The 22,135-nt window shown below is 59.9% G+C and carries 14 protein-coding genes and 3 pseudogenes; 7 read left to right on the forward strand and 10 right to left on the reverse strand.

Going from position 1 to position 22,135, the window contains the following annotated elements:
• Positions 1-273 precede the first annotated feature (273 nt).
• From M2401_RS28065 to poxB, 9 genes are all read right to left on the reverse strand, one after another.
• Entirely contained in the window at positions 274-1,854 is a 1,581-nt protein-coding gene (locus tag M2401_RS28065; protein ID WP_259108695.1) for a sensor domain-containing diguanylate cyclase, read from the reverse strand.
• 352 nt (positions 1,855-2,206) lie between these two features.
• Positions 2,207-3,175 carry an oligopeptide/dipeptide ABC transporter ATP-binding protein gene (locus tag M2401_RS28070; protein WP_259108697.1) on the reverse strand — a complete coding sequence of 323 codons (969 nt, stop codon included), beginning with the start codon at positions 3,173-3,175 and terminating at the stop codon, positions 2,207-2,209.
• A complete protein-coding gene (locus M2401_RS28075) occupies positions 3,172-4,158 on the reverse strand; it encodes an ABC transporter ATP-binding protein (RefSeq protein WP_409033998.1) in 987 nt (328 codons plus the stop codon). The genes M2401_RS28070 and M2401_RS28075 overlap by 4 nt, the downstream gene beginning before the upstream one ends.
• Before the next feature lie 2 nt (positions 4,159-4,160).
• Complete coding sequence (ddpC, locus tag M2401_RS28080) at positions 4,161-5,051, reverse strand: D,D-dipeptide ABC transporter permease (protein ID WP_259108701.1); 891 nt, start codon at positions 5,049-5,051, stop codon at positions 4,161-4,163.
• Position 5,052: 1 nt separating this feature from the next.
• Complete coding sequence (locus M2401_RS28085) at positions 5,053-6,069, reverse strand: ABC transporter permease (protein WP_259108703.1); 1,017 nt, start codon at positions 6,067-6,069, stop codon at positions 5,053-5,055.
• An 81-nt stretch (positions 6,070-6,150) separates the two neighbouring features.
• The gene (locus tag M2401_RS28090) at positions 6,151-7,707 is read right to left on the reverse strand and encodes an ABC transporter substrate-binding protein (RefSeq protein ID WP_259108705.1); all 1,557 of its coding nucleotides are present in this window, start codon (positions 7,705-7,707) and stop codon (positions 6,151-6,153) included.
• Between the two features lie 174 nt (positions 7,708-7,881).
• Entirely contained in the window at positions 7,882-8,442 is a 561-nt protein-coding gene (gene ddpX, locus M2401_RS28095) for a D-alanyl-D-alanine dipeptidase (RefSeq protein ID WP_259108707.1), read from the reverse strand.
• A gap of 66 nt (positions 8,443-8,508) precedes the next feature.
• Positions 8,509-9,369, reverse strand: coding sequence for a MurR/RpiR family transcriptional regulator (locus tag M2401_RS28100; RefSeq protein ID WP_259108709.1), 861 nt, complete (start codon positions 9,367-9,369; stop codon positions 8,509-8,511).
• Positions 9,370-9,704: 335 nt separating this feature from the next.
• Entirely contained in the window at positions 9,705-11,423 is a 1,719-nt protein-coding gene (poxB, locus tag M2401_RS28105; protein WP_259108711.1) for a ubiquinone-dependent pyruvate dehydrogenase, read from the reverse strand.
• Positions 11,424-11,639: 216 nt separating this feature from the next.
• Between poxB and M2401_RS34790 the strand changes: the two are divergent.
• The 3 pseudogenes from M2401_RS34790 to M2401_RS28115 all read left to right on the forward strand — a co-directional run.
• A pseudogene (locus M2401_RS34790) lies at positions 11,640-12,770 on the forward strand (cache domain-containing protein); the annotation flags it as partial.
• A gap of 270 nt (positions 12,771-13,040) precedes the next feature.
• Positions 13,041-13,631: pseudogene (locus M2401_RS34795) on the forward strand (methyl-accepting chemotaxis protein); the annotation flags it as partial.
• 157 nt (positions 13,632-13,788) lie between these two features.
• Positions 13,789-14,559 (forward strand): annotated as a pseudogene (locus tag M2401_RS28115) (N-acetylmuramoyl-L-alanine amidase).
• 148 nt (positions 14,560-14,707) lie between these two features.
• Here M2401_RS28115 and mrdA read toward each other — a convergent pair.
• Positions 14,708-16,600 (reverse strand): penicillin-binding protein 2, encoded by a 1,893-nt coding sequence (gene mrdA / locus M2401_RS28120; protein WP_259108715.1) that lies wholly within the window; start codon positions 16,598-16,600, stop codon positions 14,708-14,710.
• Between the two features lie 438 nt (positions 16,601-17,038).
• Between mrdA and M2401_RS28125 the strand changes: the two genes are divergently transcribed.
• From M2401_RS28125 to M2401_RS28140, 4 genes are all read left to right on the forward strand, one after another.
• Entirely contained in the window at positions 17,039-17,788 is a 750-nt protein-coding gene (locus M2401_RS28125; RefSeq protein ID WP_259108717.1) for a gluconate 2-dehydrogenase subunit 3 family protein, read from the forward strand.
• A 6-nt stretch (positions 17,789-17,794) separates the two neighbouring features.
• Complete coding sequence (locus M2401_RS28130; protein ID WP_259108719.1) at positions 17,795-19,558, forward strand: GMC family oxidoreductase; 1,764 nt, start codon at positions 17,795-17,797, stop codon at positions 19,556-19,558.
• Positions 19,555-20,781: a cytochrome c gene (locus tag M2401_RS28135; RefSeq protein WP_259108720.1), complete on the forward strand. Its 1,227-nt coding sequence runs from the start codon at positions 19,555-19,557 to the stop codon at positions 20,779-20,781. The genes M2401_RS28130 and M2401_RS28135 overlap by 4 nt, the downstream gene beginning before the upstream one ends.
• A 371-nt stretch (positions 20,782-21,152) precedes the next feature.
• A complete protein-coding gene (locus tag M2401_RS28140; protein WP_259108722.1) occupies positions 21,153-22,061 on the forward strand; it encodes a LysR family transcriptional regulator in 909 nt (302 codons plus the stop codon).
• The last annotated feature ends 74 nt before the right edge of the window (positions 22,062-22,135 follow it).

Genomic DNA, 22,135 nt, shown 5'->3' on the forward strand with positions numbered 1-22,135 from the left:
TTTCCGGAACTCGCCTGACGGAGGGATGCAGAAACGACTCAGCCAGGAAATTGGATCCACATCACCACTCACTGCAGCGACTGCACATAAACCAGAATGGCGTCGAGTCATTAATAAAACATTCGACAAAAGGCATGTTCGATTCGGGCAATGGTTACTCTATATAAGATACGTGACCCTAATCTGACCAACCGGTCGGAGTCGTAGAATATCTACGTATAAAAGGGTTTGATGCATGCAAAATGAACGCCTCAGGCGAGTTTCAGGATGGACTCAGGCATCTATCCTATCGGGCCTGACCGATACCCTGTTACGACCCTGCTGCTTGGCCAAGTACATCTCCTCATCAGCGGCCTTGAGAACATCCGTAATGTCATCGGCGCTGCCCGGCCAATGAGCGACCCCTAGAGAGATCGTGATAGAACCGACGATATCAATCGCGTCTTGCTGCACCGCCACCCGCAGCCGCTCGGCAAACTCCGAAGCCGCATCAAGTGACACCTCAGGCAACAGGATCAGGAACTCTTCGCCGCCGACCCGGCAGGCATAATCACTGTCTCTCGAACAGGCCTGCATCAACCCGGCCAGTTTCTTCAGCACGGCGTCGCCAACATCGTGCCCGTACTGATCATTCACTTGCTTGAAGTGATCGATGTCCAGGGTCACCAACGAAAACGGCCGGTATTCAGTCCGCAGAACATCGAGCACAGCGGACAGCGCCCGGCGATTCAGCAGCCCGGTCAGTGGATCGGTCTGCACCTCTTTATTGAGCTTGACGATTCTGGCCTGCGTCAGTGCGACGCCCTGCAACAACGCCTTGCGAATCAGGGCAGACTCAAAGTACCAGGACTGCACACTGATGATTTTTTGCGAGGTTTCGGGGGCCTGCATGTTCTTCGCGCATTCAGCCAGTTGCGAAAGCGGCCGACTGATAAAACCGCTCAACCAGAACATGCCAAGGATACCGATCACAGCCATGGGCAGAATGCCGATGATGCTGCGGTAGATCAGGCTGTCCATGGGCAGCAATGCCCTCTCCACCGATTGCAGCGACACCACGCCCCAGCCCACAGACTTGACCGGCGAATAACCGGCGAGCATTTCCCGGCCTAGAAAGTTGACCACCAGCGCGCCACCGTTCTCGCCACCGAGAACCTTATCGACCACTTCATTTTCACCCACCGTCTTGCCGACCCGCTCTGGGTCGGGGTGATAAAGAATGGTTTTACTGGCGTCCACGACATAGACATAAGCGTCGTCGCGATAAAAATGGGATCCAATCAAATTGTGCAGAATACTTCTTTGTTTTAAGTAAATGGCGCCCCCGACATAACCGAGGTAAGTGCCGCCATCATCGAATACCGGGCTTGAGACGATGATCACCAGATTGCCAGCCGCAGACACATAAGGTTCGCTGATCAGCGGCTTCCTCTGAGTCAGTGCTTCAACTGCACCGGGTGTTTGCAACTTGCCACCGCGTACCTGAACGGTATCGGGAGAAACGGTAATGACATTACCCTCGGCATCGACCATGACGACGGCATTGAAACTGTCGGTCTGAAGCTTCAGACGCTTGGCTTCGGATATCGCAACTTCATGATTGTAATGACTCTTTCCGAGCAAGCTGGCGCTGAAAGAAACCTGTTGCTGTGCAGAATCAAGAAACTGATCGATCGTATCGGATAGTTTGCTGGCGTATGCGCGGTTCGCCTCGACGGTGCTCTCGATCAACTGTTCCTTCTGAACGCGATAGGTTGAATAAAGCGTGTTGGACAGCGTGGCAGCAGCAACGACCACGGACAATAATAAAATCAGACGACGCAGGTCAAGCCGGGAAGCGACTTTGGACAACATTTAAACACCATCACTTTAACCAGAGCACATTGCCATTATGCATTTAACCCAATGCAAAATAAACGCGATTCTGAAGATGATCAGTGCATTGAAGAACAACTATGGATCCAATATATAAAGTAAGCTTGTAAATAAATCGCATTACGCCAGTTCAAAAAACGCCACTTGGATCCAATCTATATTAAAACACTTAATACCTACTACTTTAGTCGCGCACAGACTGATGAAGCGCTCACTACATGGCGCAGTAATTACTTCAGATATCTTATAACTCCCCACTATTACAGTAGGAATTAGCCGAGCATTATCGCTCGGCTGATTGCATGCTGATAATTGCTGTCTGGTTTGTCGGTCAGGCCACCAAATGACACCGCACCGCCGTCTCCCCTACCGCCTTGAGCACCTGCGGCTTTTCACAGCCCGCCGTGGCCTTGGGGCAGCGATCGCGGAAGAAGCAGCCAGAAGGCAGCCTGCGGTTACCCGGCAGTTCGGTCGGCGCCGAAGCCTGGCTTTCATCCAGAGCCACGCCCAGGCGCGGTACGGCGTCGAGCAGCAGGCGCGTGTAGGGATGGCGTGGCCGTTCCAGCACTTCGGCGGCGCTGCCCAGTTCGACGATCTGCCCCAGATACATCACCGCCACCCGGTCGGCCATATGCCGCACCACCGAGACGTTGTGGGAGATGAGGATATAGGTCAGGTCGCGGCTGCGTTGCAGTTCGCCCAGCAGGTTGAGGATCTGCGCCTGCACCGAGATATCCAGAGCCGAGGTCGGTTCGTCGAGGACGATGATGTCCGGGTCCGATGACAGCGCCCGGGCAATGGCGATGCGCTGGCGCTGGCCGCCACTGAACTGGTGCGGGAAGCGGTCCATGTACTCGCTGCGAATACCGACCTGGCTGGCGACCCGGGCGGCGATCTCGCGCATTTCCTGACGCGGCGCACCGCGCTGGACGAACAGCGGCTCGGTGATGACCTTCCACACCGGCAGGCGCGGGTCGAGGGAGGACTGCGGGTCCTGGAAGACGATCTGCACGTTGCTGCGCCGTTCGCTGGGGTTGTTATAGACCCACTGCAACTGGCCGCTGGTGGGCTTGATCAGACCCATCAACAGTTGTGCCAGGGTGCTCTTGCCGCAGCCGGACTCGCCGACCACACCGAGAGTCTCCCCGGCGCGTACCTGCAAATCGATGCCGTTGAGGGCATGGGCCACGCCCTTGGGCCGACCCAGCCAGTCATTGCCAACCGGGTAATGCACACGCACATCGTCCAGGCCGAGAATCACCGGCAGTTCGCCGGCGTGTTGTTTCGGGGCACTGATCATGATGCCTGTTTCTCCATGCTCAACCAGCAGGCGCTCTTGCGCTGGCCGCTGGCATCGATGGCCAGCAAGGGGGGACGTTCGCTGCACTTGGTCATGGCGAACGCGCAACGGTCACGAAATGTGCAGCCGTCGGGCAAGGCCGACAGGTTCGGCACCTGACCGGGGATGGTCATCAGTTCCTGACCGGGCTCGACCTGCTCCGGCAGACCGCTGAGCAGCCCGCGGGTATACGGGTGTTGCGGTGCCGCCATAACCTCGGCAGTGATGCCCTGCTCCACCACGGCGCCCGTGTACATCACATAAACGCGGTCGCAGAACTGCGAGACCAGGGCCATGTCATGGGTGATCAGCAGGATCGCCGTGCCCCGCTGCCGGGCTTTTTCCCTCAGCAGCAACAACACCTGGCGCTGCACCGTGACATCCAGTGCCGTGGTCGGCTCGTCAGCAATCAGCAGTTGCGGATCGCAAGAGAACGCCAAAGCGATCATCACCCGCTGGCGCATGCCGCCGGACAGCTCGAACGGATAGCTGTCCATCACCTGTTCCGGGTCAGCGATATGCATGTCACGCAACAGGGCGACGGCCTTGGCCCGGGCCTCGGCCTTGCTCAGTTGCTGGTGATGAATGATCACGTCGGTCATCTGCCGACCGATGCGCCGGGTCGGGTTGAGCGCGGTCATGGGCTCCTGAAAGATCATCGCCGCATCGCGACCACGGACCTTGAGCAGGTCCTTTTCCTGGGCGGCGAGCATGTCGCGGCCGAGGATATGCAGGCTGCCGCTGCTGACCCGGTAACTGCGCTCCGGCAGCAAGCGCAGGCTGAGCATGGCGGTGACAGATTTGCCGGAACCGGATTCGCCGATAACTCCGACGATTTCGCCGGGCCTGACCTCCAGCGACACGCCATTAAGCGCCTTGACCGTACTGCGATAAGCCGGGAATTCGATACTCAGGTTGTCGATACTCAGCACAGGACTGTTCATGCTCATTTCCCCTGCTGCCGTGGGTCAAGCAGATCGCGTACGCCATCGCCCAACAAATTGAAACCGGTGGCGGTGACCAGAATCGCCAGCCCCGGAAAAGTCGAGTACCACCACTGATCGAGAATGTAGTTACGCCCGGTCGCGACCATGGCGCCCCACTCCGCTGTCGGCTGTTGCGCACCCAGGCCGATAAAGCCCAGGGCCGACGCCATGAGGATGGCCGCGCCGATATCCAGGCTCAGTTGCACCAGCAACGGCGGCGTGGCGTTGCGCGCCACATGCCAGAGCACGATATGCCAGCGCCCGGCACCGAAGGTCTGGGCCGCCTTGACGTAGCCCATCTGGCGGATGCTCAGGGCCTGACCGCGAGCCAGCCTCACGTAGTACGGAATCCGCACCAGGGTGATGGCCAGCATGGCATTGAACAGGCTGGCACCCAGGGCCGCAGCCAGGGCCATGATCAGCACCAGGGACGGCACCGACAGCATGATGTCCATCAGGCGCATGACCAGGCTGTCGAAACGCCCGCCAATGACCCCGGACATACAGCCCAGCAGGCCGCCGATCAGGCAGGACGCGAACGCCACGAACAGGCCGACACCCACCGACTGGCGGCTGCCGTACAGCACGCGGCTGAACAGGTCGCGGCCGACCTCGTCAGTGCCGAACCAGTGCGCCGCCGACGGTTCGGCCAGGCGCTGGGACAGGTTCAGGGCATTGGGGTCATGGGACGCAAGCCACGGGGCAAAGATCATGCACAGCAACACCAGCACAGTAATGGCGAGCCCGGCCATGGTCATGGGGCTGCGTCTGATCTGATAACTCAGGTAAGCCAGTTTTTCCGGCCAGCGCGAGGGCAAGGCAACAATGGTTGGAACGGGAGAAGCGCTCATATCAGTCAACCTCGCCGATGCGCGGATCGATCAGGCGGTACAGCAGATCGATCACCATATTGAGCAGTACATAAATGAAGGACACGACAATGGCGAAGCCCATGACGGCCGGAAAATCCAGGGACTGCACCGACTTGATCACATAAGCGCCCATGCCCGGCCAGGCAAACACCGCCTCGGTCAGCACTGCGCCGTACAGCAGGTCGCCGAGTATCAGGCCCAGCACCGTCACCGAAGGAATCAGGGCGTTGGGCAAGGCATGGCGCAGGATCACCGCCCAGCGCGACAGGCCATAGGCCCGGGCCGTGCGGATATAGTCCTCGCCCAGTTGATCGAGCATCGCCGAACGAATCTGCCGGGCGACCACGCCCAGATTGACGAAGGCCAGGGTCACAGCGGGCAGGATCAGGTGTTGCAGGCTGCTGACGAACTGTTCGCGATTGCCTGCCAGCAGCGAGTCGATCAGGTAAAAACCGGTGATGCGACTCGGCGCATCCATGCCTTCATCGATCCGGCCACTGCCCGGCAGCCAGTTCAGATGACCGTAGAACAGCACGATCAACCCCAGGCCGAGCCAGAAGGTGGGCGTGGAAATGCCGGTGACGGCCAGGGTGCGGGCGAACTGGTCGATGGCGCGGTTTTGATACACCGCCGACAGCACGCCGAGGGGCACGCCAATCAGAATCGACAGCAGCAAGGCCGTCAGGGCCAGCTCCAGGGTCGCCGGAAAAAACGCCTGCAAGTCTTCCAGCACCGGGCGACTGGTGCGGATCGACGTGCCCAGGTCGCCGTGCAGCAGGTCGAGCATGTAGCGCCCGTATTGCTGATACAGCGGCAGATCCAGGCCCAGGTTGTGGCGGATATTGGCCACGATGGCATCGCTGGCGCGGTCACCGGCAATCAGCCGCGCCGGGTCGCCGGGGATCAGGTGGGATATGGCAAAGGTGATCAACGAAACGCCGACGACCACCAATAACAGGCCGGCCAGGCGTTTACGCAGGATATTCAGGAAGGCCATCAGGCACCTCGGTCTTGCATCGATTGGGTACAGCGCGGCCCCACCCCCACGGTAAAGGGGCGTGGCCGCAATGACGCGGTACTACTTGGTGATCGTGTCGATGTTGAACACTTGTTCCAGCATCGGGTTGAACACATAGCCTTTGACCGATTCACGCATCGGCAAGGTGTAGGCCTTCTGGTACAGGTAGGCGTAGACGCTGTCGTTGAGCACGATCTTTTGCGCCTGGTGGTACAGCTCGGTGCGCTTGCCCTGGTCGTTGGTCGCGGCCGATTCGCGGATCAGCTTGTCGACTTCCGGATTGCTGTAGAACGAACGGTTACCGGCCAAACCTGGCAGCTTGGAGTCAAACCAGAAGTTCATGAACATGTAGGGGTCGGCGAAGTCCGGGCTCCAGGAACCGATGGCCAGGTCGAAGTCACCGGTATTGAGGCGCTCACGCATGGTGGCGTTGGCCAGTTTTTCCATCTTCAGGTTGATGCCCAAAGGTTGCAGGCCGGCTTGCAGGGTCAGGCCGATAGGCTCCCAGTTCGGGTCCTTGTCCGAGTACATGAAGTTCAGCCCGGTGATTTTCTCCGGCACCTTGGCCAGATCCGCCTTGGCCTGCTCGACGTTCTGCTTGAAGGTCGGCGCCTTGTTGTCGTAGGCCCACATGCCGCGTGGGATCGGGCCGTTCATGGCCTTGGCCTTGCCCTTGAGGATGCCGTTGATGATGCCGTCGTAATCCAGGGAATCGACAATCGCCCGACGCGCATCCGGGTTATTCATCGGCGCCTTTTTGGTGTTCATGTAGATCAGGGTCACGCGCAGCGACGGGTAGTCACCGACGACGATATCGGACTTCTTGGCCAGGGCTTCGAGCTGGTCCTGGGGCATGTCTTCGATGATGTCCAGGTCACCGTGTTCCAGTTGCAAGCGACGTACCGAGGCTTCGCCGATGATCTTGATCACGACTTTTTTCAGGGCCGGTTTGGTCCCGGTGAAGTAGCTGTTCTGCTCCATGGTCAGAGTCTGACCCTTCTGCCAGCCGGTCAGCTTGAACGCGCCGGAACCGGCGGTATGGGTCGACAGGTAGGCTTCAGCACCACCGGCCTCCTTGGCCACAGCCGGATTGACGATGGCCGCACCGTTGTGGGCCAGGGTCGAGAGGAACGGTGCATAGGGCGACTTGAGGGTGAAGCGCACGGTCATCGGATCGACGACAGAGATCTCCATATCATCCGGGAAGGCGCCGGACGGGCCTTGCTTGAGCTTCATCACGCGGTCGAAGGAGAACTTCACCGCGTTGGCATCGACTTCGCTGCCGTCATCGAACTTGTTGCCGGGCTTGAGCTTGAACTCCCAGACCAGGCTGTCGGCGGAGGTGGTCCAGCTGGCGGCCAGCTCGCCTTTGACTTCGGTACTGCCTTCGCCGTTTTCGACTTTGTAGGTGACCAGGCGCTGGTAGGCCGGATAGGTCACGGCCCAGTCGTTGTTATCGATGGTCACGGCCGGGTCGAGGGTCTGGGGATCGGACGGTTTGCCGATCATCAGGGTGTCCTGCGGTACGGCGGCGCTGGCGGTCTGCCAGGCACCGAGTCCCATGGCCGTGCAGAGCAATGCCATGGCCAGTTTGCGCGGGGTGAAGATAGGGTTCATGCCGGTTCCTTGATCATTCGATAAATGGAAGTTCGTCAGGTTTTTTATTGAAGCTATACCGGGCAGTACAAGCTCGGGCGCCGTGGCGTTCCGAGAACGGCCAACCCTGGTGACAGGGTCAGGCCGGATTTACGCCGGGATTCATGAGTGTCCCGGTCATGTTCAGGGTGATGCTCAGTGACTGGCGGGCTGGATCGAACCGTCGTCGATCAGTGGGTAGTCCTCGGCATCGGGCAATTCGTAGTGCCACCATTCGCTGTCGATATGGCGGAAACCGGCGCTGAGCATGATCCCCAGCAACAACAGGCGATTGCGCTGCACGGCGACGGGCAAGTCCGGGAAAAACTGGTGGGACAGCTCACGCATGTCATCGAAGCCGGTGCCCATATCCAGAGGCTGGCCGTCGGCATCGATCAGGGTCAGGTCCACCGCCACGCCACGGGTGTGATGAGAGCCGAGGCCCGGATCACGCACGTATTCCGGATTGGGCAAGGCCTGCCACAACAGCAATTGCGCATAGGGCGGCCGATAGGCGTCGAAAATCCGCAGGCTGTAGCCGGCCTGGCGCGCCAGACGACTGGCCAGGCGCAGGCACCGTTCGGCGTCGACATGCAGCAGGCAACGCGGGTCCTGATAGATCGGCTTGCCGGCCAGATTATCGGCACCGGCATAGATCAGATCGATTTCGACCTGCAGGGCTTGGGCGTCGATTTCGACAAGGGGGTTACTGGTCACGCTATATCTCCAATATGTGATACCGCTTTCCCGGCTGAAGCCGGTCCCACAACGCGGCACCATCGATTATTCAAACTGGCCGAACAGCTCTTGCAGGCGACGGTTCTTCGCCAGGCGTTCGTCCAGGTGCTGGCCGTATTTCTCGGCCACGGCAGAAACCATCAGGTTGAACAGGCAGGCCAGGGGCGCCGGGGAATCCCAGAACTGGCCGACGTCCGACTTGAGTTGCAACAGGTCCATGGGATAATCCCGCGCCCACGGACAGTGAAAATCGGTGACAAAGGCCAGGGGCAGACCCTGCTGGCTGGCCACCTCGCAGAAGGTGCGGGTGATGCTGGAATAGGTGCGGAAGTCGGCAATGATCGCGTACGGGTTGGCGAACTCGGAGTTCAGCGACTCGGCGTAAGTGCCGGACAGGCCATCGACGTAGTAGACCTTGGGCCGGATGTATTCCAGGTGGCTCAGGAAGGTGGTGAGGATGCCGCGGGTGGTCTGGATGCCGACGATAAACACCGCATCGGCGGCATGGATGCGCTCGACGATATGGCTGAACACCTCACTGCGCGCCAGAGCGTAGACATGCTGAATGGCCTCCAGCTCACGGTTGAGCGAGCGCTCCAGGGCATCGCCATGAGTGCTTTCCTCACGAAAGGCACCGAGGCGGTCGGTGAGCACCCAAGTATTGCCGGTGTCACCGCGCAGGCTCTGTTTGACGTCATCGATATTGCGATAACCCAGAGAGCGAAAGAATCGCCCCACGGAAATCCCGGTCGTGCCGGTCTGCTGGGCAATGCTGTCGGCGGTCTCGAACGGCAGCTTCTGCGGATTGGCCAACAGATAACCGGCAATGCGCTTGCCCGTCGGCGTCAGCTCGCTGAAGCGCTGCTCCAGGGCATCGATGAAGCTGCTTTTGTCCGTAGGTGTCATGGCGTAGAGCATCCTGCAGCAGGCGCAAAAAATGTTAGATACGATTCAGTTAATCGCAATGATGTTATCAACATAACATCCGATTTTATGATGGCACAACGCTTATTTTCAGAAAGTTTTTGAGTGATTCAGGGTGGTGCGGGGGGACTGGGAAATGCGCTTTTGCGGGGCAAAAAACCGTAGAAAATAAACTTTTGAACATCAATCATGAAGCAACTGTGGGAGCGAATTCATTCGCGAAAGCGGTATTTCAGACATTGAAAATTCATCGAATGCACCTGCCTCTTCGCGAATGAATTCGCTCCCACACACCGACCTGCCAATACTCGAGAACCTCAGCGCAAATTGGTCTTGATCAACTCCATCACCTCATCCCCGCGCCCGCTGAGCACCGTGCGCAGCATGTACAGGCTGAAGCCCTTGGCCTGGGCCAGTTTGATTTTCGGCGGGATGCCCAGTTCCTGTTTGGCGGTGACCACATCCACCAGTACCGGCCCCGGATGGTCGAAGGCCTTGCGCAAGGCGCCGGGCAGCTCTTCGGCGCTCTCGACGCGGATGCCGAGGATCCCGGCGCCGAGGGCGATACCGGCAAAGTTGGTCTCGTACAGATCGGTGCCATGGGGCACGTAGCCGCCCGCCTTCATCTCCATATCGACGAAGCCCAGGGAGCTGTTATTGAACACCACCAGTTTGATCGGCAGATCCAGCTGGCGAACGCTGAGCAGATCACCCAGCAGCATGGACAGGCCGCCATCGCCGCACAGGGCAACGACCTGGCGCTGCGGGTCCACCGCCTTGGCGCCCAGGGCCTGGGGCATGGCATTGGCCATGGAGCCGTGGTTGAACGAACCCAGCAGCGTGCGCTTGCCATTCATCTTCAGGTAGCGCGCCGCCCACAGTGTCGGCGTGCCGACATCGACGGTGAAGATCGCATTGTCGTCGGCCTGATCGCTGATCACTTTTGCCAGATATTGCGGATGGATCGGCTCGCCGGCGGCTGATGGCGTCGCCAGCTCGTCCAGACCTTCTCGGGCCTTGGCGTAATGTTTTAGTGCTTTGTCGAGGAAGCGGCGGTTTTCCTGGCGTTTAAGCCGGGGCAACAGGGCTGCCACGGTCTCTTTCACACCGCCAACCAGACCATGAGTCAAGGGCGTGCGACGCCCCAGAGCCGTAGGGTCGATATCGATCTGCACGATTTTGGCGTTCTCCGGATAGAAATTCCGGTAAGGAAAGTTGCTGCCCAGAATCACCAGGGTGTCGCAGGACAACATGGCGTGATAACCCGAGCTGAAGCCGATCAGGCCGGTCATGCCGACATCGAAGGGGTTGTCGTACTCCACATGCTGCTTGCCGCGCAAGGCATGCACGACTGGCGCGCCAAGGGTATCGGCCAGGGCCAGCAGTTCGTCATGGGCACTGGCGCAACCGGCGCCGCAGAGCAGGGTCACGGCGCCAGAGTCATTGAGCAATTGCGCGACCTGGTCCAGTTGCGCCGCGCCCGGCAGTACTTGCGGTGGCAGCACTTCGACCCACTTCGCCTTGGTTTCAGGTGCAGCACTCAACGCCACATCTCCCGGCAACACGATCACCGCTACACCACGCTGACTGATGGCCGCGCGCATGGCCCGCTCCAGCACCCGAGGGAATTGCTCGGCACTGCTGACCAGTTCGACGAAGTGGCTGCATTCCTTGAACAGCTCTTGAGGATGTGTTTCCTGGAAATAACCCAGGCCGATCTCCGTGGACGGGATATGCGCGGCAATGGCCAGTACTGGCACCTGATTGCGGTGACAGTCATACAGCCCATTGATCAAATGCAGATTGCCCGGCCCGCAACTGCCAGCACACACGGCCAACGTACCGGTCACCGCCGCCTCGGCCCCGGCGGCAAAGGCCGCGACCTCTTCATGCCGGGTATGCATCCAACGGATGGCCCCCAGTTTCTCCAGGCTGTCGGTCAGGCCGTTGAGACTGTCCCCGGTCACCCCCCAAATGCGGCTGACGCCGGCATCGGCGAGGGTCTGGGCGAGATGATCGGCAATCGTTCTGGACATGCGGTTTTCCTTGTCGAGGTCAATGGAAAACGCGGCTGCGAATGTGCCGCGCGCTCTAGATCGACCTGTGGTGAGACGGACAGTTCAGCGCGCCACTTGGCTCAATCAGGCCAAAACCGCCAAACCCTGTAAGAATTTTCCTACTACCCTCATGCGCGCCCGTTCGCAGCCGATGGCCCTAGAGACCCTCTTTCCATAGCGGACGGCAGCCCAATAATGAAAACAATATTCGCTCGTTACACCGCTACATTCGTCGGATTCGTGCTGTTGATCGCCATCCTCACCGGCGTTGGCATCAATCTGCTGATTACCCCGAGCCTGACCGCCACTGACGAGCGTCATTTGCTCAACGAAGCGGCGCAGATCGGTGGTGTGATCAAGACCGAGCTGGCCAAGGTTCAGGCCCAGCAGCGGGTCATTACCGAAACCGTGCCGCAACTGGACAGCGACAGCATCGATCGCCTGCTGCCCTTTCTGGTCAATCAGTACGGCGAGCTGAAGGTCTTCGGTGGCGGGGTCTGGCCGCTGCCGGACAAGCGCACGCAGGGTCGGGCCAAGCACAGTACGTTTTATCACCGCGATGCCAGCGGCAAGCTGATCGTCAACACCCACTGGAACTCGCCTGAGTCGCAGAATTATTTCGAGCAGTCCTGGTATCTCGGCGGCCTCAAGGCCCCGGCCGGGCAATGCAACTGGGCCAACGCTTATCGCGATGACGCCAGCCCCGAGCCGCGTACCAACTGCGCCATGGCCATCAGCAAGGATGGCGCGGCCTACGGCGTCTCGACCATCGACGTGACGCTGGGCTTCTTCAATGAGCTGGTGGCGCAGAAAGAGCGGGAAATCCATGCGCTGCTGATGATCGTCGAGAAAGACGGCAAGGTTCTCAGTAATCAGCCAGAGATTTCTGGCAATAATGTGCTTAAAAATCTCTCCGACCTGTCCGGCCAATCGGCGTTTGCGGCGGCCTTGCAAACCAGCCTGAAAAACGCCAGTGGCAGCGGCATCGTGCGCAGTACCTACAAAGGCAATGACGGCGACGATTACAGCCTTTTCCTGCAACCCATCGAAGGCACGCCGTGGCTGATGGCGGTGGCACAACCCACCGCTCTGCTGACCGCCCAGAGCAGCAAAGTCCTGAGCACCCTGGCCGCCCTGCAAATCCCCATGGTCATTGTGTTGCTGCTGATCATCATTGTTGCTCTGCGCCAATTGATGAATCGCCTGGCCGTACTCAAGGCCAACATCGATACGCTGTCGGCCGGTGATGCCGACCTGACCAAACGCATCGTCATCCGCGCCGAAGACGAACTGGGCGCGGTCGGCCACTCGGTCAACCGCTTCCTGGTCTACCTGCAGAAAATGGTCACCGAGGTGTCGGATTCTTCGGTACTGATTGCCGAAGGCATCGAACAACTGCGCGGCCAGGCCCGAGGCACCAGCAAAATTCTCACCCGTCATGCCAGTGAAACCGATCAGGCAGTTACCGCCGTCACCGAGATGAGTTCCACCGCTGAAGGCGTGGCCCGCAGTGCCGCGCAGACCGCGAGCATGACTCAGGTCGCCAACGAAAACGCCCGCCACTCCAAGCTGGTGGTGGAAGATGCCTCCAATAGCGTGCGCGAGTTGATCAGCGAAGTGGAGCTGGCGACCACGACGGTGCGAGCCATGGAGCAGGATGCTGAACGCATCAATTCGGTACTGGGGGTGATCGGCGAGATCGCCGGGCAAACCAACCTGCTGGCCCTTAACGCCGCCATCGAAGCTGCCCGCGCCGGTGAACAGGGCCGCGGCTTTGCGGTGGTTGCCGATGAAGTCCGCGCCCTGGCCGGCCGCACCCAGGCCAGCACCTCGGAAATCAACGAAATGCTCGCTCGTCTGCAACAAGGCGTGAGTGCGGCGGTCGTGGCCATGGAGAAAACCAAGCAGAGCTGCCAGGCCACTGCGGACAAGACCTCCAAGGTCAACGAAGGCCTGGATGGCATGACCGACTCGGTCGTGCGTATCAATGACCTGAGTACCCAGATCGCTACTGCCGCCGAAGAGCAAAGTGCGGTCAGTGACGAGATCAACCGCAATATGGTTGCCGTGCGCCATATCGTCGAAGAGCTGGTAGCCGGGGGGACGGTCAACGAACAAAGCACCGCGACCCTGGCCGCTTCCAACGAGAAGCTCAATGCCGTGGTGCGACGCTTCAAGCTGCGGTAACGCACAGCGAGAGCAAGGGCATCGGCCGTAACGGTCGGTGCCCTGAGCCCTGGCACCAATTCCAACAATCCTATTACCCGATATTTACATAGCCCACCCACGAAATTCTTTCTGATAGGGTCACCCCTCTACTAACTTCATAGAGCAGGGATTGCCCATGTACAATATTGATTACAATAGCTACCGCGCAGTAAAAAGTTACAACCAACGCGTTCGTTTTCTCGTCATGCACTATACGGCATTGAACTTTCAAGGCTCCATCAACGCACTGACCGGCTCATTAGTCAGTGCTCACTACCTGGTGCCGGAGCCCACCGATCAAACTTATATAAATGCAGGTTTCAAAGATATGAGGATCTTTAACCTGGTCAATGAACATGAGCGCTCATGGCATGCCGGGGTCAGTGAATGGGCCGGCCGTATTGGCTTGAATGACACATCCATCGGCATCGAGATCGTGAATGAGGCAACGGTCCAGGGTGGGAATTTCATCTTCCCGCCGTATAACCCGATACAAATAGAAGCTGTCAAGGAACTGGCTGCCAACATACTGCTGCGCTATCCAGATATCACACCCGTCAATGTCATCGGGCATTCGGATATCTCGCCAGGCAGAAAAAGCGATCCGGGCGCGGCATTTCCATGGAAGGCGCTTTACGATGCAGGTATTGGCGCCTGGTATGACGAGGCGACCAAACTTCGTTACCAGCAACAATTCGATCAGGCCCTGCCCGCCAGGGATGACGTTATTGGCAACTTGCGCCGCTATGGTTAAGGCACGTCCAATGCAACTACCGAAAGCGGTTACCTGACACTTTTGCGGGCATTGCAATTACACTTCAGACCGCAAAAATACGATGGCATCCTGGACAGTGAAACCGCAGCTATTTTATACGCGCTGGTAGACAAATACTTTCCGGCAATATAGTGGAAAAAGGGCATCGACACTGACCATGGTCGGACGCAGGGACTTGAGGTTGAGCAAGTCTGCGACACAGATTTGCGCGCCCAAGTCCTTCAACCTCGGGCTCACAAGATCCACATTGACCCGGCGGACTGTGCCGGGTCCAACAGCGCTAGACTTTCGGATCACCCGGCGCCTTGACCGGCGCCGCATATTCCGGCTTGAGCTTGCCGTCCTTGTCCAGCAGCCAGGCATCGAGAATCTGCCGCACCACAGGACCGGCAACCCGGCCACCGGCCTCGCCGTTTTCGATCATCACCGCCACAACGATTTTCGGATGCGCCGCAGGGGCAAAGCCGACGAACAAGGCGTTGTCACGGTTGCGCTCAAGGGTTTTCAGGCGGTCGTAACGCTCGCCCTGCTTGATCGCCACCACCTGTGCCGTACCGCTCTTGCCGGCGATGCGGTATTGCGCACCGACGGCGGCGGCGCGAGCGATGCCGCGCGGGTCGTGCATCACCATCTGCATGCCTTCATTGACCTGATTCCATTCGCCCGGGTCACGCAGCACGATATTGGGCATCGGACTTGGGTCAACCGGCGCGACATCGCCAACTTCCTTGGCCAGGTGCGGACGAATCCACACGCCCTTGTTGGCGATCAGCGAAGTGGCCTGGGCCAGTTGCAGCGGCGTGACCTGCATATAGCCCTGGCCGATGCCGAGAATCACGGTTTCCCCCGGGAACCACGCCTGACGCCGGGTGGCGCGCTTCCATTCCCGCGACGGCATCAGCCCGGAAGCTTCCTCGAACATGTCCAGGGAGACCTTCTGCCCCAGGCCGAATTCGCTCATGTAGTCGTGCAGACGGTCGATGCCCAGCTTGTGCGCCAGGGTGTAGAAGTAGGTGTCATTGGAACGCATGATCGCCGCGTCCATGTCGACCCAGCCGTCGCCGTTGTGCGCCCAGTTGCGGTACTTGTGATCGAAGTCCGGCAACTGGAAGTAGCCGGGGTCGAAGACCTTGGTCTGGGCCGTGACCACGCCCGAGTCGAGACCGGCAATCGCCACTTCCGGCTTGATCGTCGAGCCCGGCGCATACAGCCCGCGCAGCACCCGGTTGAACAGCGGCCGGTCCACCGAATCACGCAGCGCAGCGTATTCCTTGAAGCTGATGCCAGTGACGAACAGGTTTGGGTCGAAACTCGGCTTGCTGACCATGGCCAGCACTTCACCGGTCTCCGGCTCGATCGCCACCACCGAGCCACGGCGGTCGCCCAAGGCTTCTTCGGCAGCTTCTTGAAGATGAATATCCAGGCTCAGGGTAATGTTCTTGCCGGGGGTCGGGTCGGTGTGTTTGAGCACACGCAGGACCCGGCCCTGGGCGTTGGTCTCGACTTCCTCGTAGCCGACATGGCCGTGCAGCTCGGATTCGTAGAATTTCTCGATACCGGTCTTGCCCACAGACTGCGTGCCACGGTAGTCCACCGAGTCCAGTTGCTTGGTTTCTTTCTCATTGATCCGCCCGACATAACCGATGGAATGGGCGAAATGCGCGCCCAACGGGTAATGGCGTACGAACTGCGGCTCCACGTCCAGCCCCGGCAGGCGGAACTGGTTGACCGCCAACAGAGCGATCTGCTCTTCGGTCAACTCGTAGAGCAGGGTCACCGGTTCAAAGGGGTGACGCGCCTGCTTGAGATCCTTGTCGAACAGGATGCGGTCTTCGGCCGGCAGGTTGAGGATGCTCATCAATTCATTGAGCACCTCGTTGGAGTCCCCGGCGCGCTCGCGGGTCATGGTCAGGTTGAAGCTGGGCCGGTTATCGGCCAGCAGCACACCGTTGCGATCGTAGATCATGCCGCGCTCCGGAGGGATCGGCAGCACATGCACACGGTTGTTTTCGGAAATGGTCGAGTGATAGTCGAACTCGATGACCTGGAGAAAATACATGCGCGCCACCAGGCAGGCGCTGAGGATCATCACGACCAGGGCGCAAGCGATCAGCCGCCGATTGACCAGACCGGTCTCTTTCTCGTGGTCCTTTAAAGGAATTGGATCAGGCATTACTACAGCATCTCGGTGAAGGACAAAAAACAGGTAAAAAAATGTTTCCGCAGTTTTGCGCTGCGCACGATACCAAGAACTGCCGGTCAGCATGGAACTGTTGGACGATTTACCGTGGCGACAGCACGAAACCCGATTGATTGTTGCAGCACACACAAAACTGATTTACAAAATGAGTGCGGTGCAACTTTTAGTAACACATCTATCATCCTCTCACGCTTGAAAAAGATGAAGAGAGGACTCTGGCACTCCCCCGCCTAGCGTGCGCCATAAGCACACTGGCCAGCCAGAGGACCGAATGTCACAGGCAAGCGTGAGTGCTCATCGCCCGGTACCGCCAGGCGCCAGGCATGAAACCGTAATTAGTCGCGAACACTGGAAGCCTTGAACAGGCCAGCCTTGCTGTGCCTGCCAGAGAGGTGTTCGCAGGAGCCTTGAATGACAGAGAAAACCCCCAAAGGCCTGACGCGCCGGCAACTGCTGGTGTCGTCCGCCACGACCCTTGCCGCGGGCGCGGCTGCCACGGCCAAGGCCGCGACCCTCAACGGGTTGCCGCAATGGGTCCCTTTCGACCATAACGGACCAATGCACTACGACACCCCGGGCTGGCAGTTTTTCACCGCCGAAGAAGGCCGGGAAGTCGAAGCCATTGTCGAGCGCCTGATTCCCGCCGATGACCTGAGTGTCAGCGGCAAGGACGCCGGTTGCGCGGTGTTCATCGACCGGCAACTGGCCGGCGAATACGGCACCTTCGCCCGTCTCTATATGCAAGGCCCGTTCGCAAAAGGCACGCCGATGCAAGGCGACCAGTCACCGTTGGTGCCGCAGCAGCGCTACCGTCTGGGCATCGCCGCCCTGACCGGCTACTGCCAGAAGCAGTACCAGAAAGCCTTCAGCGCCCTGGCGCCGCAAGAGCGCGACAAGGTCCTGACCGGCCTGGAACATGGCGACATCGTCCTCGACGGCATCGACGCCAAGTTCTTTTTCCAGCAAGTGCTGGGCAACACCATGGAAGGCTTCTTCGCCGACCCGATCTACGGCGGCAACCGCGACATGGTGTCGTGGAAAATGATCGGTTTCCCGGGCGCCCGTTATGACTACCGCGACTACATCGCGCTGCATAACCAGAAGCTGAACCTCGTGCCGCTCTCCATCATCGGCAGCTCTGCCTGGAACAAAAAGGGTTAATCCACCATGGTCAAGAAACTACCTTCCACCGATGTCGTGGTTGTCGGACTCGGCTGGGCCGGATCCATCATCGCCAATGAACTGGCCGATGAAGGCCTGAGCGTCATCGGTTTCGAACGCGGCCCGTGGCGCGATACCGCAACCGACTTCAACGTGGCCTCCGCTGCCGACGAGTTGCGTTACAACCGTCGCCAGGAACTGATGCTGCGCACCCGGCAGAACACCACCACCATCCGCAACAATGTCACCGAAACCGCTCTGCCAATGCGTTCCTGGGGGTCGTTCCACCCCGGCAACGGCACCGGCGGCGCGGGCAACCACTGGGCCGGCATCACCTTTCGCTTCCAGCCCAATGAGTTCCGCCTGCACAGCCACCTCACCGAGCGCTACGGCAAGGAATTGTCTCCCGAGCTGACCCTGCAGGACTGGGGCACCGACTGGGAAGAGATGGAGCCGTTCTACGCCAAGTTCGACCGCCTAGCCGGGATCTCAGGCAAGGCCGGCAATATCAAGGGCGTGATTCAGGAAGGCGGCAACACCTTCGAAGGCGCGCGTTCGGAGGAATACCCGAACCCGCCGACCGCCCAGACCTACGCCCCCACCCTGTTCGCCGAAGCCGCCAAGAACCTCGGCTACAAGCCCTTCCCGGTGCCCTCGGCACTGGTGTCGCGCAGCTACACCAACCCCCTTGGCGTGACCATGGGCGCCTGCACCTTCTGTGGTTTCTGCACCAACTATGGTTGCGCCAACTACTCCAAGGCCAGCGCCATCACCACCGTCCTGCCCGCGTTGATCCGCAAGCCCAACTTCACTGCCCAGACCAACTGTGAAGTGCTGCGCGTGACCATGGACAGTACCGGCAAGCGCGCTACCGGTATCGTCTTCGTCGACGCCAACGGCGACCAGTTCGAACAACCGGCCGAGCTGGTAGTCATCAGTGCGTTCATCTTCGAAAACGTGCGCCTGATGCTGTTGTCCGGCGTCGGCAAGCCCTACGACCCGGTCACCAATACCGGCACCACGGGCCGCAATTACGCCTACCAGACCGCCAACAACGTGCGGCTGTTTTTCGATGACAAGAATTTCAACCCGTTTATCGGTGGCGGCGCCATCGGCATGGGCATCGATGAATTCAACAACGACAACTTCGACCACGCAGGCCTGGGCTTTGTCGGCGGCGGCAGCACCCGGGTCACCCCGATCGGAGCCGCGCCCATCGATTCGCGTCCGCTGCCACCGGGCACCCCGACCTGGGGCAAGGAATGGAAAAAGGCCACGGTGCAGAACTACGCCAGCACCATGTCCATCGGTTGCGAAGCGAGCAGCTACGCCACGCGCACCAACTACCTGTCCCTGGACCCGACCTACAAGGATCCCCTGGGCCGCCCGCTGCTGCGCATTACCTTCGACTTCCCGGAGAACGATCGCAAGATGGCCGCCTATGTCACCGGCAAGGTGCATGAGATCGCCAAGTCGATGAACCCGCGGCAGATGGTCGACAGTGCCCAGACCGGCCACTGGAACAGCTCGCCTTACCAGTCTTCCCACATCGTCGGCGGCTTCATCATGGGCGCCGACCCGAAGACCAGTTCGGTGAACAAATACCTGCAAGTCTGGGACGTGCCGAACCTGTTCGTGGTCGGCTCCTCGGCCTTCCCGCAGAACCCCGGCTACAACCCCACCGGCACCGTTGCGGCGCTGGCCTTCAAGGCTGCGGACGCCATTCGCACCCGCTACCTGAAACGCCCTGGGGAGATGATCACCCTATGAAAACTCTACTTGCGACCTGCATCGGCGTGCTCGGCCTGAGCCTGAATATCGCCCATGCCGCGACTGGCGCCGACTCCTACAACATCGTGGAAAAGGGCCGCTACCTGACCACCCTGGGCGACTGCGCCGCGTGCCACACCCTGCCGGGCAAACCGATGTTTTCCGGTGGCGTGGTCATCGATACGCCGTTCGGCAAACTGCTGGGGGCCAACATCACGCCTGATCAGGTCACCGGCGTCGGCCGCTGGAGCTTTGAAGACTTCCAGAATGTCATGTCCAGCGGTCATGGCCTGGACGGCAAGCTGCTCTACGGTGCCATGCCGTACACCGCCTATACCAAGGTCAGTCGCGAAGACAACCAGGCGATCTGGGCCTACCTGAAAACCGTCGATGCGGTGGACAACAAGGTCGAGACCAACCAGTTGCCCTTCCCGTTCAGCGTGCGCAGCAGCCTGATCGGCTGGAACCTGCTGAACTTCAAGCAGGGTGAATTCAAGCCCGATCCGCAGAAATCGGCGCAATGGAACCGGGGTGCCTATCTGGTCGAAGGCCTGGGTCACTGCGGCACCTGCCACACGCCGAAGGGCCTGACCGGTGGCGACAAGGCCGATCAGTTCCTCGGCGGCGCCAATCTGCAAGGCTGGGTCGCACCCAACATCACCGCCAATGGCCACAGCGGCATCGGCAGTTGGAGCGAGGCCGATATCGTCCAGTACCTGAAGACCGGCGCCAACCGCTTCGACATCGCCTCAGGACCCATGGCCGAAGAAGTCGAGCACTCGTCCCAGCACTGGCAGGACGAAGACCTGATGGCCGTGGCGGTATACCTGAAGGACGGCGCCAAGCCGAGCGAAGCGCCGAAACCTCTGGCAGCCAACACCCCGGCCATGGTCGCGGGCAAGGCGATCTACGCCGATCGCTGCTCGGCCTGCCATATCTCCAGCGGTGAAGGCGCAGCCCATCTGTTCCCGAAACTGGCCATGGCACCATTGGTCAATGGCGACGACCCGGCCTCGCTGATTCGCGTGGTCCTCAGCGGCAGCCGCGCCGGTGCCACCGACGCCGCGCCGACCGCTCCGGCCATGCCGGCGTTTGGCTGGAACCTGTCGGATGACAACGTCGCCGACGTGCTGACCTACGTACGCAACAGCTGGGGCAACGCCGCCCCGGCGGTGTCGGCCAGCGATGTGAAGAGCATGCGTGAGCAGCTGCAGCCCAAGTAACAGCGGGGTGCACTGAGGTAAAAAGAAATGCCCGGCCTGGTTTCAGGTCGGGCATTTTTTATTTCCTGTGGGAGCGAGGCTTGCCCGCGAATAATAGTTCAGGCGCTAGCGATGTAGCGGATGTACCGGCGATTCGCGGGCAAGCCTCGCTCCAACAGCGGACAGCCGCCGCGCTTTCTGCTATCACTGCCCCCATCACTACATGGGCGAATCCCGTGGGAGCGAATTCTGTGGGAGCGAATTCATTCGCGAAGCCGCTGTTTCAGACGCTATATAGGTGTCGGGTACCGGCCTCTTCGCGAATGAATTCGCTCCCACAACTGCACCACCACCACCACCACCACCACCACCACCACCGACCCGAGGCTTACATGGATAAACTGCTCGCCCTGAAGATGTTCGTCGCCAGTGTCGACGCCAAGGGCTTTTCCGCTGCCGCGCGGCAGTTGAACATTGCCACCTCTTCGGTAACGCGGATGATCGACAGCCTGGAAGCCGAGCTGGGGGCGGTGCTGCTCAATCGTTCGACTCGCCAGGTCACAGTTTCAGAAGCCGGTGCCACGTACTACCTGCGGGCGCGGCAGATTCTCGAAGACATGGCCGAAGCCGATGCGCAGATCAATGATCGCGGCGAGCTGGCGGCCGGGCAGCTGCGGGTATCGCTGCCGGTTGAGTTCGGTCGGCGCTGCATCGTGCCCTATCTGGGCAGACTGATGCAGAAGCACCCGCAACTGGAGCTGGACATCACCCTGACCGACAGCATCGTCGACCTGGTCAGCGAACGCATCGACCTGTCGATCCGCCTCGGCTCGGCGGCGCCCATGGACGGTGTGGTCAGCCGTCATCTGGGTAACTTCCAGCGTTTTGTGGTCGCCAGCCCCGCCTACCTGGCTGCAACCGGCCTGCCCGAATCCCCCCAGGACCTCACCGGCCTGAGCTGCCTGCGCTTCAACTACAGCTCGGCGCAGCAGATCTGGAACTTCGTCAGCGATGGCGAAGAACTGCGGGTGCCGGTCAGTGGCCGGGTCAAGAGCAATAACACCGAAGTGCTGCGCGAAGCGGCCCTGGCCGGCGTCGGCCTGGCCCTGCTGCCGGACTGGTTGGTCGACGGCGATATCGTCAGCGGTCAGCTGACACGATTGTTCGAGCCCTGGGCGATTACGCCCAACAACGCCATTCCAGCAATTTCCGCCCTGTACCTGCCCAACCACCGTGGCTCGAAACGGGTCAACGCCTTTATCGAATTCCTCGAAGAAGTGATGCAGCTGCGCCCGGTCTGATCAGCCTTCTTGTCATTTGCGCAACGCTGCGTTGCGCCGCCGCCGGATTCTCGAAATCAGTCAGTCACTCTAAC

Origin of the sequence: Pseudomonas sp. JUb42 (assembly GCF_024807945.1) — a bacterium.
Classification (GTDB): domain Bacteria; phylum Pseudomonadota; class Gammaproteobacteria; order Pseudomonadales; family Pseudomonadaceae; genus Aquipseudomonas.

Bases quoted from the DNA above. Each gene is read 5' to 3' on its own strand.
- M2401_RS28065 (WP_259108695.1), bottom strand. From the start codon at position 1,854: ATGTTGTCCAAAGTCGCTTCCCGGCTTGACCTGCGTCGTCTGATTTTA.
- M2401_RS28070 (WP_259108697.1), bottom strand. From the start codon at position 3,175: ATGATCAGTGCCCCGAAACAACACGCCGGCGAACTGCCGGTGATTCTC.
- M2401_RS28075 (WP_409033998.1), bottom strand. From the start codon at position 4,158: ATGAACAGTCCTGTGCTGAGTATCGACAACCTGAGTATCGAATTCCCG.
- ddpC (WP_259108701.1), bottom strand. From the start codon at position 5,051: ATGAGCGCTTCTCCCGTTCCAACCATTGTTGCCTTGCCCTCGCGCTGG.
- M2401_RS28085 (WP_259108703.1), bottom strand. From the start codon at position 6,069: ATGGCCTTCCTGAATATCCTGCGTAAACGCCTGGCCGGCCTGTTATTG.
- M2401_RS28090 (WP_259108705.1), bottom strand. From the start codon at position 7,707: ATGAACCCTATCTTCACCCCGCGCAAACTGGCCATGGCATTGCTCTGC.
- M2401_RS28100 (WP_259108709.1), bottom strand. From the start codon at position 9,369: ATGACACCTACGGACAAAAGCAGCTTCATCGATGCCCTGGAGCAGCGC.
- poxB (WP_259108711.1), bottom strand. From the start codon at position 11,423: ATGTCCAGAACGATTGCCGATCATCTCGCCCAGACCCTCGCCGATGCC.
- mrdA (WP_259108715.1), bottom strand. From the start codon at position 16,600: ATGCCTGATCCAATTCCTTTAAAGGACCACGAGAAAGAGACCGGTCTG.
- M2401_RS28125 (WP_259108717.1), top strand. From the start codon at position 17,039: ATGACAGAGAAAACCCCCAAAGGCCTGACGCGCCGGCAACTGCTGGTG.
- M2401_RS28130 (WP_259108719.1), top strand. From the start codon at position 17,795: ATGGTCAAGAAACTACCTTCCACCGATGTCGTGGTTGTCGGACTCGGC.
- M2401_RS28135 (WP_259108720.1), top strand. From the start codon at position 19,555: ATGAAAACTCTACTTGCGACCTGCATCGGCGTGCTCGGCCTGAGCCTG.
- M2401_RS28140 (WP_259108722.1), top strand. From the start codon at position 21,153: ATGGATAAACTGCTCGCCCTGAAGATGTTCGTCGCCAGTGTCGACGCC.